We start from the raw sequence: 15,737 nt of genomic DNA, 5'->3' as shown, positions 1-15,737 counted from the left end.
TCCGGGAGCAGCAGGCGTCAAGCCACGAACAGGCTGAGCAGTCCCTCGACCGAACGCACGATCACCCGTGCGGCGGCGCGTTCGGCGTGCGCGGCGTCGGGCCGCTCCGCCTCCTGCCGCCAGCGGACGAGCGCGTCTTCCGCGGCCGCGTGGATCTCGGCGGGATCCGCGTCGGGTTCGAGACCGAGCCGCTCGGTGGGCGCGAGTCCCTGCGCGCCGAGCAACCGGACGGCCTCCTCGGCGATCTCCCCGGACAACGCCGTGCGGCCACCGCGGATGCCGGCGATGAGCCGCAGTTCCCGGAAGTCGTGCGCGGCCGCGGCGAAGCGCTCCACGCGGGCGGCCAGCCGGTCACCGTGCGGAAGCGGTTCGGCGGCGAGCAGCCCTTCCAGCCGCACCACCGCCGTGCGTGCCTTCAGCGCGTCGGCCCTCGCGACGAAGCATCCCGCGAGCGTGTCCCGCAGGTCGCCGAGGCCGCTGCGGTGCACGAGTTCCGCCGAAAGTTTCAGCCTGCTCTCGCAGCCGGTGCGGATCAGGGTGATCGCCAGCCGGACTCCGTAGAGGCCGAACCGCGACACCAGGTGTTTCCTCGACTCCGGCGGGACCCCCACCGGGAACGGATCGTCCACAAAGGAATCCACGGACAGGAGATACCGCTCCAGCTCCGGCCGGGAGACCGACGCGAGCGCGCGCAGCACCTCGAATTCGTCGTCCCGCAGCGCGCGGCCCGCGTACCCCAGCTGCCCGGCGACCGCGATGACCCCCTGGAACCCCGCGCAATCCGGGTTCTCGCGCCAAGCCCGGCGCGCCAGCTGTTTCGCGGTGAGCAAGGCGTCGATCCGGCCCGCGCCGACCTCGTCGGCCCTGCCGAGCACCAGCACCGAATTCACCGCCGTCTGCCGCGCGAACGGCGACCCGCCCACCGGCCGGGTGCCGGCGAGTTCGTCCGGTTCGAGATGACGCACCAGGCGCACCGTCGCGTCGACGTGTTCGGCGGGCGCCGGGGTGTCGAACAGATCGAGTTCACGCAAGGCCCTGGTCGGCCATTCCGCCAGCGCGGAGACCAAAGTGGACTTCCCGGTGCCCGGCGTGCCCGCGAAGCCGACCCGCAGCGGTTCTTCCAGTCGCTCCAGGCATTCCCGCAGCATCGACACCGCGTGCGGCCTGCCACGATAGTGCGCCGCGGCCTCGTTCAGGAGTTCACGGACATCGAGTGCGGTGCTCATGCCGCCTCCGCGGGAAAGAGTACGCCGGCGGTCACGCCGAAAGCTCCCGGCGAGGCGCGGCGCCACTGCCGAGCGCCCCCACCTTCCGGTGCAGTGCGGCCAGCCGGTCGATCTCCTTCTTGACCCGCTGGGTGCGCCGCTCCCGTTCGGCGGAGCCCGCGATGATCAGTTCCCGTTGGCGGGTCAGCTCTTCCGCGAGTTCGTCGGACAACGCGACGAAATGATCACGCAGCCGCCGCTGGACCTGACGGACCTCGTCCTTGATCTCCTTGCTGAACCGGATGAACACGTCGTCGACGTGGCGCTGCGCGGCGGCCTTCGCCAGCGCCTGACGCCGCTGCAACCGCATCCCGCCTTCGTCACGCACACTCTTGGTCGCGAACGCGACACCGGCGCCGAGGGACACCGGGTTGATCAGCGGCAGCCCGGCCAGACTGGTGACCAGGCCGAACATCAGCACGCCGCCGTAGGAGCCGCGCAAGCCGGTGAAGAGTTTCTGCCCGATCTTGAACCGCTCGATCTTGGGGGCGCCGACCTCGGGGATCGAGTCCACTCCGGACCCGGTCAGCGGCAGTTCCGGGGCCTGGCCGAAGCGCGGCCCGAAACTCGTGGCGACCGCGTGCGCGATCCACGTCGCCCGGTCCGACACCCAGTTGTAGTTCGTCTCGACGGCTTCGGCGAGGTTCTCTTCCAGCCAGGTCTGGAAATCCGGCCAGATCTGCACCGGATCGCCCTCGTCGAAGGTGCGGTCGATATGGCGCACGATCACCCTGGTCCGCTCGCGCAGATCGTATTCGGCGTCGGAGATCAGGTCGGTGATCTCGTCCGACAACAGGTTCTGCCAGCGGACGTTCTGCCGCCGCAGTTCCTCGGTGCGCCGTTGTGCCTGGTGCAGCAGGGTGACCTGATCGGTCCCGTTGTCCTGCGAGACGGCGTCGAGCCGCGCCTGCAGCGTCTCGACGAGTTCGACCGCCGCCGCCCGCACACTCACCGCGGCGGCGAGCGCACGGGTGCGTTCGATCGGGCGCGCGGCCTGTTCCCCCACCCAGTTCAAGAGTTCCGGGAAACCGGACCGTCCGTTCAGGCCGGCGTCACCGGCCTTCGCGGCCGCCTGGCGCACCGTCGCGGACACGGGGAAGACGTCGGCGACGACCCCGGTCTCGGAGAGCGCGGCGCGATTGCGGGCGGCGAGTTCCCGCCAGTCCGGGCTCACGTCGATCTTGGTCAGTGCCAGCACGAGTGCGGGGCACCAGGTCCGGATATGCCTTGCCAGCGCCAGTTCGGCCGGCTGGAGTTCCTGCGTCGCGTCGGACACGAGGATCACCGCGTGCGCGTCGGCGAGGACGTCGAGGGTGGCGGCCGTGCGCGGTGATCGGGGATCCCCGATCGCCGGGGTGTCCACCAGCACCAGTCCCGTGCCGAGCAGTTCGCGCGGCAGGCCGACTTCGACCCGGCGCAGCGAACCGGGCGGCCGTACCTCGAGTTCCTTGGCGAGATTCCCGACCGGCACGCTTTCCCTGGCGTGCCCGATCAGCGTCGCGGCGGGATCCGCGGCGTAACCGATCTCGGTGGGCACGGCGGGCGTGCTCGCGTCCCCGACCGCGCAGACCGGCGCGTTCAGCAGCGCGTTGAGCAGGTAACCCTTGCCCTGCTTGGGAAAACCGACCACCGCGATCCGGGTGCCCGGCGCCTGGTGGTCACGTCTGCGGCGGAGGCGTTCGGCCAGGTCGGCGCGACCGTGGGCGGCACAGGCGTCCAAGGTCTCGTTGAGCACGTCGAGCCAGGCTGGGGCTGTCACGGGGATGCAGTGTTCCCTTAACCAAGCGCGGAATCAATGTGGCATGGGCCAACAACGCCCTGCGGGCCCCGCGACCTGGTGTGGTCGCGGGGCCCTGGCACAGAGCTGAAAAATATTCGGATCAGCCGATGTGGATGTCGTTGTTCGAACCGATGTCACCGGTGCCGATGTTGACGTCGTTCAGGTTGCCGATGGTGTGGCCGATGTTGTTGCCGACCTCGGAAACCGTGTCGTGAACCTCGGAGACACCCGCGTGGTTCGCGACGTTGGCGACCTCGTTGGCCACGTTGCCGGTCACGTCGCCGTTGTTGTGGGCGATGTTGTTGGCGATGTCGCCGTTGCCGTAGTTGTTCGCGATGTCGTGCACCTTGGTGGTGACGTCCGCGACACCCGTCTGACCGATGACGCTGGTGAGGTCACCGACCGTCGACAGGAAGTCGGGGGCACCGCCCGCGACACCGTCGGCGCGCGGCAGGTCGCCCGCCAGGTCGCCGACGGCCGGAACCGAGTCGACGGCCGGGAGACCGGCGGTGTCCACGGCCGGGACGTCGTGGACCAGGTCGGTCGCGGTGTCGACGGCACCGGTGGCGACGTCACCGGCCTGGGCGGCGGGGGCGGCGTCGAGGCCACGCGAAAGGTCGTCGGTCAGGCCGAAGCTGCCGACGGTGTTCTGCGCGAGCGCGGTCACGCCGGCGGCGGCGTTCGACACGTCGGTCACGTCGGAGACGGCCGGGACGGCGGGCAGGCCCGGGACGTCGACCGGCAGGTCGCCCACGGCGGGGACGGCGGGCAGGCCGCCCAGCTCCGGCAGACCCGGAACGGCGGGGAGACCGGCCTCGGGCAGACCCGGAAGGCTCGGCACGCCGGGGAGGGCGTCGGCACCGGGGACGGCGACCGGCAGGCCGGCGGTCAGCGCGGTGAGCTGGTCGATCGCGCCCTGGACGCCGTCGGCGCACTCGCCGTCGGTGCCGTTGACGACGTTGGTGACGCCGCCGAAACCGGCCAGGTTGTCGGCGGTGGCCGCGGTGGTTCCGGTGAGGTCGGTGGCGGTGTCGACCGGGACGAAGTCGAGGACCAGCGGGACGACCTCGTGCACGTCGGCGGCGTTGATGTCACCGAGGCCGGCGTCGGCCAGCACCTGCTGCGGGTCGTTGGCGAACGCCGCACGGGCGGCGGTGTCGTTCAGCAGGTTCAGCGTGAAGTCGTGCAGGGTCTGGACGGAACCCATGAAAGGACTCTCCTGGAGGTCTAGGTCGGTGGGGCAGGCACAGCGGCCGGAGGGCACGGCTGAGCGCAGGTCACCGAAGTTAGTGAGCCGGTGCCTCTGGGCACATCGGGGATCACTCCTGGTCGTCGCTCACTCAGCCAATAGGGGATCGGTATGACATCGTTAGGGCGTTAGGGGCTTAACCGAGACGCACTCGGTTGGGTTTAATGCCAACCCTCACCCAGAAGGGTCAAGCCGTTCGGGTGAGTGGCCCTATTTGGTCCTTAGGGGCTGGTCAAGCGAAGGAGGATGCTCGTTGCCCTACGTCCTCGGCATCGATATCGCCTCGACCCGCACCACCGCCGCCACCTGCGTGAACACCGGCGACGGCTGGGGCGTGCCCGAGCCGTCGTGGCTCGGCGCGCGCGGCCCGGCGGCGGCGTCCGCGGTGTTCCTCGACGACGACGGCTACCTGCTCACCGGGGACGCCGCCGTCGAAGCGGGCCGGTCCGCGCCCGCCCGGCTGCTGACCGGGTTCCACGAACGGGTGGGCGACGACGTCCCCGTGATCGTCGGCGGCGAGCGGTTCCCGGCCGAATCCCTCAGCGCGGTCCTGGTGGACGCCGCGGTGGATCAAGCGGCCGAACGCTTCGGCGAGAAGCCGCAGCACATCGTGCTCACCCACCCCGTCGGCTGGGGTTCGTTCCGCCGGGAGCTGCTGCGCCGGGCACTGGCCGAAGCCGGCTTCCCCCGCGCCGCGCTGGTCGCCGCGCCCATCGCCGCACTGCACGCGTACCTCGCCCCGCAGGGCGACGTCACCGCCGGTGTCTGCGAATTCGGGCCCGACGGCGCGGTGGTCACGATCGCGGCGGCCGGCGTCAACGGCTGGCAGCCGGTCAAAACGGTGGAAGGCGTCGAGCCGGGTGAGGCCGTCGGCAAGGTCTTCGAACTCGCGCACGGCGCGGGGATCCCGCCGCAGGCGCTGGCGGGCATCGTGCTCTGTGGCGACGCCCCACCGATTCCCGGCCGGACACCGTGCCCCGTCTTCGCGTCGGGTGATCCGGTGCTGACGGTGGCGACCGGTGCGGCCAACATCGCCGCGCGACGTGACCTTCCTCAACCCGGCGGCCCGGCGTCGAACGCCGTCGCGACCGTCGAAACCACCCTTCTTCCCCGGGTCGACGTGCCAGGAGAGCTCACCGAGCGGCCCGAACGGCCGCCCGTCGACATCACCCCGTTCCCCTTGCCAGAACGCACCGGGGCGGCGAAACTGCTCAGCCGACGCAAGCCGCTCGTCGCCGGTGCCGCGGTCGTGGTGCTGGCCGCGACGACGCTGCTGCTCACCTTGACCACCCGAGAAGCCACCGCCGACAAGGGTCCCGAAGCCCCTCCCACCACTTCGAGCTCGTGCGCGCCGGTCACCCCCGGCGTGACTTCCTCCCCCGAAGGTCGCTGTTGAACGCACTGCTCGACAAGCCCGGCATCATCCATCCGGGTGCCCGGCGCCTGCTCGACGAGGTGACCGCCGCCCCGGAGCTCCCGGTGCGGGTCACCGTCGTCGCCCCCGGCGGGCACGGGAAGACCCATCTGCTCGGCCTGCTCGGACGCCACTTCGGCCACGCCGGGGTCGAGGCGGTGCTCGTCGACGACGCCGACCAGCTCGGTGACGACGAGATCGCGAAGATCAAGACGCTGGCGGAGGAAACGACGGCACCCGTCGTCCTGGCCTTCCGGCCCGCCGCGCGGACCACCACCTTGCGGGCACTCGCCGATTCCTTCGGCACAGCGGTGACCTTGGGCGCGTTCGGCGTCGACGACGTCCGGCGACTCGTCGAGCACGCCGGCGGCGACCCGGCCACGGCGGAGGACGTCCACGCCAGGACCGGTGGTGTGCCGGGGCTGGTGGTGCGGGCGGTCACCGGCAGGCTCGCGGACTTCCGCGGTGAGCTGGAACAGCTCGACGACGACGTCCACCGGTTCCTGATCGCGGCCGAGGCAGGCGCGGGCCGGAATCTCGATCTCCTGGCGGCCCTGCTCAACCGCGATCGCGAAGGGCTGCCCGAAGTCTTCGACAGCGCCAGGGCGACCGGTCTCCTCGGCGAGGACGACGTGCTGCTGCCGATCGCCGCCGAGGCCATCCGCACCTGGGGGTCGCCCGGCCGACGGCTGACGGTGCTGCAGCGGCTGGTGGAACTCCAGCTGCGCGACGGACTTCCGGTGCTGGACCTCGCCCGATCCCTGCTGGGAACGGGAAGTTCGGGCGCCAGCGCGGCGGCGGCCTTCGAGGCGGCCGCGCGTGAAGCGATGCCCGACGACACGAAACTCGCGGCGCGGTTCTACGAAGCCGCGTCCGAGGCCGGTGGGCGCGGCGCGGCGCTCACCGTCGGCTGGGCGCACGCCGCGGCGCTGGCCGGGGACCTCGACACCGCGCTCCGGCTCGGTGACGGGATGCTCGGCAGCACTTCGGACACCGATGCCAGGGCCGCGGGCGCCGAAGTGGCGGCGACCGTGCTGGCGCATCGCGGCGAACTGGCGCACAGCGCGGAGCTGTACCAATGGTCCGGCCGCGCGGGCTCGAAGGCGTTCGCCGCGATCGCGTTGCTGGGCACCGGAAAACTCGAAGCCGCCCGCGGCGTGCTGGAAACCCCCGAAGTCCCGACCCTGTTCGCGGGTGCCGCCTCACGGATGGCGCGCGCGATCACCGGTTCGGTCTCCGGTTGCGGCGCCGAAACCCTGTCGGCCCTGCTGGGTGCGGCTTCGATGCTGGAATCGGCGGGGGCGCCGGCGCCGCTCCCGGACAGCCCGGCGGCCCTCGCCGCGTTGGTCGGCCTGCATTCCGGCGAACTCGCGCTGGCCGAGTCGGTGTTGAGCCGCGCGGTGAGCGGGCGGATCGGCGGCGACCTGCTCGCGAAACGGCATCGGCTGCTGGTCGGCTGGGTCGCAATGACCGCGGGCGACCTCAAAACGGCCGCCGAGGCCCTGATGCCACCGGACGGTCTCGAAGCGCGCGACGAGCTTTTCGCCGCCACCCTGCAACTGGGCCTGGCGCGGCGGGCGAGCGACCTTCCCGGCCTGCAACGCTCCTGGGACCGGGCCTATCAGGCTTCGATGCGGCAGCAGCCGGACCTGTATTCGTTGCTGCCGCTGGGAGAACTCGCGATCGCGGCCGCACGGGGCGGCGCGAGCGCCAAACTGGCCGGGCAACTCGAGCGAGCGCACACCGTACTCGACGCGCTCGGCAACCCTCCACTGTGGACAGCCACCCTGCGCTGGCACGAACTGCACGCCGCCATCACCGTCGAGGATCACACGTCGGCCGCGGAACATCTGGCCGCACTCGAAGATTTCGCGCCCTGCGGACGCTATCCGGCCGCACTCGCCGCCGCCGCGACCGGCTGGCTCGCGGTCCTGACCGGCACCTTCGACCCCGAAGAGATCACCGCGTCCTCCTCGGAACTGCACGAACTCGGCCTCTGCTGGGACGCTTCCCGCCTGGCGGGCCAAGCGGCGATCCGGACCTCGGACCGCAAGGCGATGGTCCAGCTGCTCGAAGCGGCCCGCCAGTTCCAAGGACGCGCTCCGGAACCCGCCGCCACCACCGGGTTGAGCACGTTGAGCGAACGCGAACTGGAGGTCGCCCGGCTGGTCGTCGACGGGCTGACGTACAAACAGGCCGGAAGCAAACTGTTCATCTCGGGGAAGACCGTGGAACACCACATGGCCCGGATCCGGGGGAAACTCGGGGCCGGGGACCGGCGGGAACTGCTGGCCATGCTGCGGGAGTTGCTCGCGGAGGGCGAGGGCTGACACGGCGTCGCTGAGCGATCGGCATCGCGGAATCGGTAGAACGCCTTCTACCACCTGTGCTTCGTCGTTCGAGATATCGGACAAGCGACCGAGGACCTCACCCGCACCCTCGGTGTGGCTTGGAATCCGGTCCGTGCGGGCACCCTCGGGTACTGGTCCAAGGACGTCATGGCGGACAAACAGCGCCTGGCGGATCGAGGCGCGCCGATCAAGTTCGACTCCTGCCCCTACGGTCGCTCCTTCACCTACCACCGGCTCGACAGCATCGGGGCCAGGATCGAACTGGTCGATCTCACGGTCCAGCCGGGATTCCGCGACACCTGGGCCCAGGACACCGCGACGATGCCGCCACTCGGCCTCGACGACCCGGCCGTCGGACCGTGAAGACTGTTCCGAGACCGAGTGGACGTCAGTGCACGCACGGCGGCAAGAGCGGAGATGCGAAACCTGACTACCGCCGACCTTGACGATATGCCGGGTCGACGGCGTAACCGATCTCCACCATCCCCGATGTGTCGGGAGGCCCGTGGTAACCGGCCGTTCCGACAGCCAGTAGATGTTGCCGGTCCCAGATGATTCCGGTGACCCAAGCGGCGCTGCCGAGCTCTGCCGCGACCTGCCTGCTGCGCCTCTTCCACAGCCCACGCCGATCCGATCCGGTCAGGTAGGTCCGTCAGCGATACCGGGCTGGTCGCGGTCGCCCCGGCCAGATCACCGCGAGTGAGCGAGTGCGTGATGATCGTCCGACACGGAGACAAACCTGCCACGGCGCACCCGAAATAGCACGGCCGCTCATCGGCGTGTCCGCGCACTTCGCGCCACGACAGCACGACCCGGCGAATTCAGCTGGTGGATGATCGGACCACGCGCCTGGCGATCTCCGCGTCCAGCGGGCTCATATCCTCACTCACCGGTTCCGATGGCGGCCACCATCGAAAGTCCAGCGCTTCATCGTTGACGGTCATCCGAGGCACGACCTGCAGCTGAACCCGATATACGGCCAGGAGTTCCCGACGCTCCGGCTTCGTGAGATCGAACTCGGCCATGGCGGCGAACGACAGGTCCACGCCATGGATGCCGGTCTCCTCACCCAGCTCCCTTACCGCGGCCTCGCGCGGGCTCTCACCCGTCTCCCGCATCCCTCCCGGAAGCTCCCACTGCCTCCGCCGGCTGTCGAACATCATCAGGACGGCTTCCGCGTGGATAGCGACAACCAACGACGCGGGCACGGTCACCCGCTTGACCAGACGCCCCAATTCCTCCTCCGTGACGAAACGAAACTCGATCAAGGCGTTGCCGGCACGATCACAGATCGGAAGTTCAACCATGACACCATTCCACCGCAATACCGACAGAACGCACACGAGACGAACCAGTCAAGCAGTGTCCGCACATCGGCATGACAGCGCGACTCGCGGCAAGTGAGCGGGTCGCAGCTCTGGAAGTGAGCACATCTCTCCGGAGAACGGGTCGGCTGGCACCGCCGCGGTCACGTCGTCGCCGGCACGCAAGGCGATGCCGACCGCGACCAACCGGGTCCGCACCGCGTAGTTCATCGTGCCGCACAAGGGATCGACCAGCCAGGTCCGCGAGCCGGCTTCCTCGTCCGCGCCGTACTCCTCACCGACGACCCGTCGTCCGGCCGCGCCTCCCGCAGAACTCCCCGGATCACGCGCTCCGCGGCGAGATCGGCCTCGGTGGCGAAATCGCCGTCGCCCTTGTCGAAGCGTTCGACCGCAGGATCGACGGATCACCTCGCACGCGGCGTCCGCGGCACGGATCGCCACCTCCGCGTCGGATTCCCAGGAAGACACCATCTTCGCCCACCAGTCTTGTGACGTGCGCTCAGACTCGGCGACCTGTGGCCGACTCGCACCATTCGGCGTACCGGGTCTTCTGCTCCGCGACAGTCACGATCTGGTCGAGTTCCGCATCGGCCAGCGTATCGACGAGGTCGGCTGCCGAGGTCTTGCTGCCGGTCCGCATTACGTAGATTCGCCTACCACCACCCATATCCCTGCACATCCCGCTCGGATAAGTGTCGTGGCGGGCCCCTTGAACGGCGATCGCCCAGCCCCCGGGTTCCAGCTGACGACGCAATCGGACGAGTGACTCGAACAGGTCCATGGCGGTGGCCGTATACCGGTCACGGCCGAGGAACAGTTCGATCCGATAGAGCGGTCGCGGCCCGTCGTAGCCGTCAAGCCAGCCTCGCAGCCGCGCTTGTCGTCGCTCAACTCCGCGCGCCACCAGCACTTCTCGGTCTTCCAGCAGTCTCGGGTAGTCCTCGCTCACTCACCCATTCAAGCAGGCGAGGCGGGCTGTCGGTCACGATCTGGGTGAGCGAGATGCCCGTTCACTCTCCGCGTAAATTCGATCACAGACTTGATCGCATTCGAACGTCTGTTCGGGTACAATCATGGGCATGACCACAACTCTCCCTTATAACCCGAAAGCCGCTCGCTTTCTTGACACCGCGTTCGACGAAGAGCTTTCGCTTCGCCGGACACAGGGACGTCAGGTACGAGCGTTAGCCGATTTCGCCGTTCGCGGCGGATCACGAAGATCTGTGACCGAGGAGGTCGCCTTGCGCTTCTCGGTCACCCGCAATCACGCGTTCCTGCTCGTCGAGACCTCCTGCGCCCTCGTCGCTCGCCTGCCGAACACGCTGGCGGCGTTGGAGCGTGGCGATATCGACCTGTACAAGGCTTCCAAGGTCATGCAACTAACCAGGGAAGTGTCGGACGAGGTCGCGGCACAGGTCGACGCCTGGCTGACCAACCGGCTCGCCGATCGTGATCCCGGTGCGATCCGGGGCTCGGTGAGTCACGCCGTGCAGAAATTCGATCCCGAGGGCTATCGCGAACGAGCCGCCAAGAAACGTGCGTTGCGGCGTATCTCGTTGGAACACAACGACGAGACCATGTCCACACTCGCCGGCCATCTTCCCACGGAAGTCGCCAGTTCCATCTACGCCTCGATGAGCCGAGCCGCGCGAGAACGGCGGAACAGAGACAAATCCCGGACCCTCGACCAGCATCGCGCCGACATTTTCGCCGAACGCCTGCTGGCCGAGGACGGACACGGCAAGCCGCGTGCGCACATCCATGTCTATGTCGATTTCCTGACACTCGTCGGCGCACGCGACGACCCCGCGACGCTCGCCGGGTACGGGCCCATCCCCGATTGGCTGGTCCGCGAGATCGCCTCCGACCCAGGCTCGACCTGGTCGCGGCTGATCACCGACTCCGCCACAGGCCAACTGCTCGAAGCCGGCGCCGACAAACACCGGTCACCGGCCTCCTTGGCACGGTTGATCAAGGCGCGGGATCGCGAGTGCACGCAACCGGGCTGTCACCGGCCTGCCGAATTCTCCGAGATCGATCACATCATCCCTTGGGCCCGCGACGGCAAGACCAACCGGTACAACTGCCACATTCACTGCAAAAGCCACAACCTGCTTCGGGAAGAACCCGGTTGGTCGGCCGTGCCCACCGGCGACGGCGGCATGATCATCACCACGCCGAGCGGCCATACCTACGAGACGGCGCCAGAGCCGCTCCACGAACCACGCACAGGTCCCGAGGACGACGAACCTCAGGAGGTCTGAGCAACGAACTCAGGCCAGTGTCCGCAACGCCTTCAAAGCCGCCCTGACCACTCGTCGCGAAGGATCCTCGACCATCGACCTCACTGAATCGACCGGAACAGCATCCAGAATCCGCAGTGCCCCAACGGCTTGAGCTCGCACCCTGGCCACGGGGTGTTTCAGCAACGGATACAGCAGCTGTCCGTCCTCTTCCCGCCCCGACTCCGCAAGTCCCGCGATGGCCCCCAAGGAAGGGTTCGCACCGGAAACAGCGGACCGGTACCAAACGACGGCGTCGACGCCCGTACGCCGGGCGGCATCCCGTGCGAGCGCTCGGATCAGCGTGGAACGGTCGTCCAGCAGACCGGCGATTTCCTCCCAGTGGCCGAGGCGCGCGAGTCCGGTCAGTGCGCTGATCCGTACCTCGCCGTGACGACAGGCGGCCAGCTTGCGCAGGACGTCCACGCGACCGGTCCAGACGGCCTGGCGTGCGACGGCCTCACCGGCTCGTGCGCGGATGCCCTTGTCGGAATTCGTCAGAGAGAGCCGGATCAGCTCGTCGAGTTTGAAGTCGCCCCGCCGGGTGCGGACTTCGAACGCGAACCGCGGCACCGCGAGGTTCGCCGAGCACATCAACTGCTCGAGCACCGCCACCGGGACGTCGTAAGCGGCCGCGTACAGCTGGCGAACGCCGAAGCCGCCGCGGCGACGGCGCCCCAGGTGAAGCATCGTTTCGGCGGCCGGCCGCAGGTAGGTCGCCGGATCATCGTGCAGCAGCCGGATGACGCCCGCGCGGGCGACGTCGCGGACCGGGGATGCCCAGTCCGTCATGCGCAACAGCAGGAACGGAAGTGTCTCCGGGCACGGTTTCGCCAGCAGTCTCGTGACCGCCAGCTCCCGGACCCGGCCGTCGCGGTGCGAAGCCGCGATCGCGGTCGTCAGCACTCCTGCCTTACCAGCCCTGAGTGTCAGGGCGACCGCGTCCAGCGCCCGCTCGTACCGCCAGTACTCGTCGAGAGTCGCGATGAGCGCCGGTGTCTCAGTGATCATCTCGAAGGCCGTCGCGATTTCAGCGGCTGTGCCGGCCTTGTCGACGAGGACGAGCGCATCGACGAGCACGCTCACACGGCGCCCCCGGCTCTCCACCGTTTCCTGGAGTGCCTCGGCCACGGACTTCTTTCTTCCGAAGATCACCCGGTGATTCTCCCTCATCCCCCGTCCGCCGCGCTCATCCTTTTCGCGGGTAGACGCCCGAACACAAGGCGCGTAGGAACGGGGAATGGCTGAGGAAAGGTCCAGACGAGTTTTCCTGTCCACGTCGGCCGCGCTGTCGGCGGCCGCCCTGTCTTCGACGGCTCTGTCTTCAACGGCTCTGTCATCAACCGCTCTGTCTTCAACTGCCAGCGCCGAGGTCCCGGCCGCCGAAGAATTCGACGAACGAGGCCCCGGCGAACGTCTCACCCCGCAACGCCCCGACGCCGAACTCCGGACCATCCTGCGGGAGATCGACGAACACCGGATCGAAGCCACCGTACGCAGGCTCGCGGCTTTCGGGACGCGGCATACGTTGTCTTCGCAAACCGATCCCGTCCGCGGCATCGGCGCCGCCCGCGACTGGATCTTCGCGGAACTGGAGAAGTCCGCGGAACGGTCGGGCGGCCGGATGAAGGTCGAGGCGCAGTCGTATCTCCAACAGCCCGCTCCGCCCAGGATCCCTGTCGCCACCACGATCACCAACGTCGTCGCCACCTTGCGCGGCTCCACCACTCCCGAGCGGGTCTATGTCGTGTCGGGCCACTACGACTCGCGGTGTTCCGATCCGCTCGACGCGACGAAGGATGCGCCGGGCGCCGACGACGACGCTTCCGGGGTGGCCGTCGCGATGGAGCTCGCCCGGGTGTTCGCCACTCGCCGTCCGGCCGCGACCATCGTGTTCGCGGCGGTCGCGGGTGAGGAACAGGGCCTGTTCGGCGCTCGGCATATGGCCACGCTGTACAAATCGGCGGGCACGAACGTGCAGGCGATGTTCACCAACGACATCGTCGGCTCGAGCCGGGCGGACGACGGCACGAGGGACCCGCGCACGATCCGGTTGTTCGCCGAAGGTGTGCCGACGTCGGAAACCCCGGCGCAGGCGGACATCCGGCGCGCGGTCGGTGGCGAAAACGACTCGCCGTCCCGTCAGCTGGCCCGGTTCGTGCGCTCGGTCGCGGAGAACGACGCGACCGGCATGGCCGTGCGGGTGATCCACCGGCGCGACCGCTACCTGCGGGGCGGCGACCATATCCCGTTCCTGGAGCAGGGCTATCCGGCCGCGCGGTTCACCGAACCGCACGAGGATTACGCGCACCAGCACCAGGACGTCCGGTTGGAGAACGGCCGGCGGTTCGGCGATCTGCCGGAGTTCTGCGACTTCCCGTTCATCGCCAGGGTCGCGCGGGTCAACGCCGCGACGATGTGGTCGCTGGCGACCGCCCCGGGCACCCCCGAAGACGTCCGGATCCGGACGAACCGGCTGACGAACGACACGGATCTGGTGTGGCGGCGGGGAACGGACCCGGATCTCGCCGGTTACGAGGTCGTGTGGCGGGAGACGACGGCGCCCGACTGGACACACGTGATCAAGGTCGGCGACACGACCGAGGTTAAAGTGGATCTGTCGAAGGACAACGTGTTCTTCGGTGTGCGCGCGGCCGGGAAGAACGGCCGCCGTGGTCCGGTCGCGTTTCCGACACCTTTGAGCTGATGCCACGATGACGATCACGGCCGACGACCTCGACGCGGCACTGGCGAGTGTGGTCAGCGGACTGCGTCAGGCGTCGGGCCGTGACTGGCCGTCGGCGCCGGGCACCGGCGAACTGAACGCCTGGCGCACGGCCGAGCATCTCGGCGACTGCCTCATCTCCTACGCGGGACTGGTGATCGCCCGGCCGTCCACACCGCGTTTCGTCTGTTTCGAAGCCGTCGCCGACCAGGCCGCGACGCCGTCGGAGCTACTGGAGTTCGTCACGGTCGGCGGCGGCATCCTCGGCGCCACGCTCCGCACGGCGGACCCGGAGGTCCGCGCGTATCACCCGAGCGGACGCGCCGACCTCGAGGGTTTCGCCGGAATGGGCTGTGTCGAGGTCCTGGTCCACGGCGAGGACATGGCCAGGGGCCTCGACGTCACCCTCGACCCCACACGTGACGTCTGTTCGCGAGTGCTCGCGCGGATGTTCCCGGAGGTGGACGCCGCCGACGTCGATCCCTGGACGGCGTTGCTGTGGGCGACGGACCGGGTGGACCTCCCCGGACGTCCCTCGCGCGCCGGCTGGCAGTGGCGCGGCGCTCCCTTGGACGACTGACCGCGCGGCGCCTGACGGTGCTGAGAGCACAGCACCGTTCACCGGACTCTGAACGCCACCACGGCGGCCTGGGCACCGTTCCGCCACGTCACGGCCGCCTCGTCGACCGGCCCGGCCCCCAGCGCCCGCAGGTGCCACGCGGCAGGAGGATGCCATTCGGCCGAAGGTGACTCTCCGAACAGTCGGGTCCTTTCGGCCACCGCCGGGCCGAGCACCGGGTCCGCCGCGACCTGGCTCCACCAAGCGCCCCAGAGGTCTTCGCCGTCCTCGACCGTGGACGCCACCGCCTCCCCATCGGGCATGTCGTCCACGTTGGCCACGAATCCGCCCGCCCGCACGAGCCCGCCGAGTTCGGCGTACAGCTCGGTCAACCGGCCGGGCGGCAGGTAGTGCAACGCCATGACCGCGAGAACGGCGTCGTAACCGGTATGCGGCAGCAGGTCTGTCCAGCCCGGTTCTCGCAGATCGGCCCGGACCACCCGCACCGACGGCGACAGGGACGAGCCGGCGATCGTCAGCATCACCGGGTCGAGATCGACCAGGGTGACCTCCGCCCCGGGCACGCGTTCGAGCAGGCGGGAGCAGAGGGTGCCCGTGCCGCCTCCCACGTCCAGCACGCGCGGCGCGGGACCTTCGCACCGCGTCGCGACCAGCTCGATCATTCGCTCGATCGCTTGCGCGCGCCCTGGCTGGTATCTCGCCATCAGGCGTTCCCAGCCGTCATTCCAGTCATCGGCAGTCATATTGACAATGATAATCGATATCG

At 69.1% G+C, this 15,737-nt stretch carries 14 protein-coding genes; 6 read left to right on the top strand and 8 right to left on the bottom strand.

Annotated elements, in window-relative coordinates:
* Nucleotides 1–17: 17 nt before the first annotated feature.
* From ACIHAO_RS08015 to ACIHAO_RS08005, 3 genes are all read right to left on the bottom strand, one after another.
* The gene (locus ACIHAO_RS08015; RefSeq protein WP_396555643.1) at nucleotides 18–1,226 is read right to left on the bottom strand and encodes a GTPase; all 1,209 of its coding nucleotides are present in this window, start codon (nucleotides 1,224–1,226) and stop codon (nucleotides 18–20) included.
* A gap of 31 nt (nucleotides 1,227–1,257) precedes the next feature.
* Nucleotides 1,258–3,024, bottom strand: a complete 1,767-nt coding sequence (locus ACIHAO_RS08010; protein ID WP_396555641.1) for a dynamin family protein — start codon at nucleotides 3,022–3,024, stop codon at nucleotides 1,258–1,260.
* 121 nt (nucleotides 3,025–3,145) lie between these two features.
* Nucleotides 3,146–4,252, bottom strand: a complete 1,107-nt coding sequence (locus ACIHAO_RS08005; RefSeq protein WP_396555639.1) for an IniB N-terminal domain-containing protein — start codon at nucleotides 4,250–4,252, stop codon at nucleotides 3,146–3,148.
* Between the two features lie 295 nt (nucleotides 4,253–4,547).
* On the opposite strand from ACIHAO_RS08005, the gene ACIHAO_RS08000 reads away from it, so the two are divergent.
* From ACIHAO_RS08000 to ACIHAO_RS07990, 3 genes are all read left to right on the top strand, one after another.
* Nucleotides 4,548–5,690: a molecular chaperone DnaK gene (locus tag ACIHAO_RS08000; protein WP_396555637.1), complete on the top strand. Its 1,143-nt coding sequence runs from the start codon at nucleotides 4,548–4,550 to the stop codon at nucleotides 5,688–5,690.
* Nucleotides 5,687–8,038: a LuxR C-terminal-related transcriptional regulator gene (locus tag ACIHAO_RS07995; RefSeq protein WP_396555635.1), complete on the top strand. Its 2,352-nt coding sequence runs from the start codon at nucleotides 5,687–5,689 to the stop codon at nucleotides 8,036–8,038. Before ACIHAO_RS08000 ends, ACIHAO_RS07995 begins: the two co-directional genes overlap by 4 nt.
* Before the next feature lie 114 nt (nucleotides 8,039–8,152).
* Nucleotides 8,153–8,422 (top strand): hypothetical protein, encoded by a 270-nt coding sequence (locus ACIHAO_RS07990; protein WP_396555633.1) that lies wholly within the window; start codon nucleotides 8,153–8,155, stop codon nucleotides 8,420–8,422.
* Between the two features lie 458 nt (nucleotides 8,423–8,880).
* Here the strand turns inward: ACIHAO_RS07990 and ACIHAO_RS07985 are convergent, their stop codons facing one another.
* Genes ACIHAO_RS07985 through ACIHAO_RS07975 form a run of 3 tightly spaced genes read right to left on the bottom strand, consistent with a single transcriptional unit; the run spans nucleotide 8,881 to nucleotide 10,333 of the window.
* Entirely contained in the window at nucleotides 8,881–9,366 is a 486-nt protein-coding gene (locus tag ACIHAO_RS07985; protein ID WP_396555631.1) for an NUDIX hydrolase, read from the bottom strand.
* A 48-nt stretch (nucleotides 9,367–9,414) separates the two neighbouring features.
* Complete coding sequence (locus tag ACIHAO_RS07980; RefSeq protein WP_396555629.1) at nucleotides 9,415–9,855, bottom strand: inositol monophosphatase family protein; 441 nt, start codon at nucleotides 9,853–9,855, stop codon at nucleotides 9,415–9,417.
* 28 nt (nucleotides 9,856–9,883) lie between these two features.
* Entirely contained in the window at nucleotides 9,884–10,333 is a 450-nt protein-coding gene (locus tag ACIHAO_RS07975; protein WP_396555627.1) for a hypothetical protein, read from the bottom strand.
* Between the two features lie 274 nt (nucleotides 10,334–10,607).
* Between ACIHAO_RS07975 and ACIHAO_RS07970 the strand changes: the two genes are divergently transcribed.
* Nucleotides 10,608–11,648 carry a DUF222 domain-containing protein gene (locus ACIHAO_RS07970; protein WP_396556046.1) on the top strand — a complete coding sequence of 347 codons (1,041 nt, stop codon included), beginning with the start codon at nucleotides 10,608–10,610 and terminating at the stop codon, nucleotides 11,646–11,648.
* Between the two features lie 9 nt (nucleotides 11,649–11,657).
* Here ACIHAO_RS07970 and ACIHAO_RS07965 read toward each other — a convergent pair whose 3' ends face one another.
* Nucleotides 11,658–12,821: a HEAT repeat domain-containing protein gene (locus ACIHAO_RS07965; RefSeq protein WP_396555625.1), complete on the bottom strand. Its 1,164-nt coding sequence runs from the start codon at nucleotides 12,819–12,821 to the stop codon at nucleotides 11,658–11,660.
* 85 nt (nucleotides 12,822–12,906) lie between these two features.
* Here ACIHAO_RS07965 and ACIHAO_RS07960 point away from each other — a divergent pair, with 85 nt between their 5' ends.
* Nucleotides 12,907–14,373 carry a M20/M25/M40 family metallo-hydrolase gene (locus ACIHAO_RS07960; protein WP_396555623.1) on the top strand — a complete coding sequence of 489 codons (1,467 nt, stop codon included), beginning with the start codon at nucleotides 12,907–12,909 and terminating at the stop codon, nucleotides 14,371–14,373.
* A gap of 7 nt (nucleotides 14,374–14,380) precedes the next feature.
* A complete protein-coding gene (locus ACIHAO_RS07955; RefSeq protein WP_396555621.1) occupies nucleotides 14,381–14,971 on the top strand; it encodes a hypothetical protein in 591 nt (196 codons plus the stop codon).
* A gap of 38 nt (nucleotides 14,972–15,009) precedes the next feature.
* Here the strand turns inward: ACIHAO_RS07955 and ACIHAO_RS07950 are convergent, their stop codons facing one another.
* The gene (locus ACIHAO_RS07950; protein WP_396555619.1) at nucleotides 15,010–15,714 is read right to left on the bottom strand and encodes a class I SAM-dependent methyltransferase; all 705 of its coding nucleotides are present in this window, start codon (nucleotides 15,712–15,714) and stop codon (nucleotides 15,010–15,012) included.
* Between the last annotated feature and the right edge of the window lie 23 nt (nucleotides 15,715–15,737).

Origin of the sequence: Amycolatopsis sp. NPDC052450 (assembly GCF_044547565.1) — a bacterium.
Classification (GTDB): domain Bacteria; phylum Actinomycetota; class Actinomycetes; order Mycobacteriales; family Pseudonocardiaceae; genus Amycolatopsis.
This window is presented reverse-complemented; position numbering and strand designations above follow the sequence as displayed.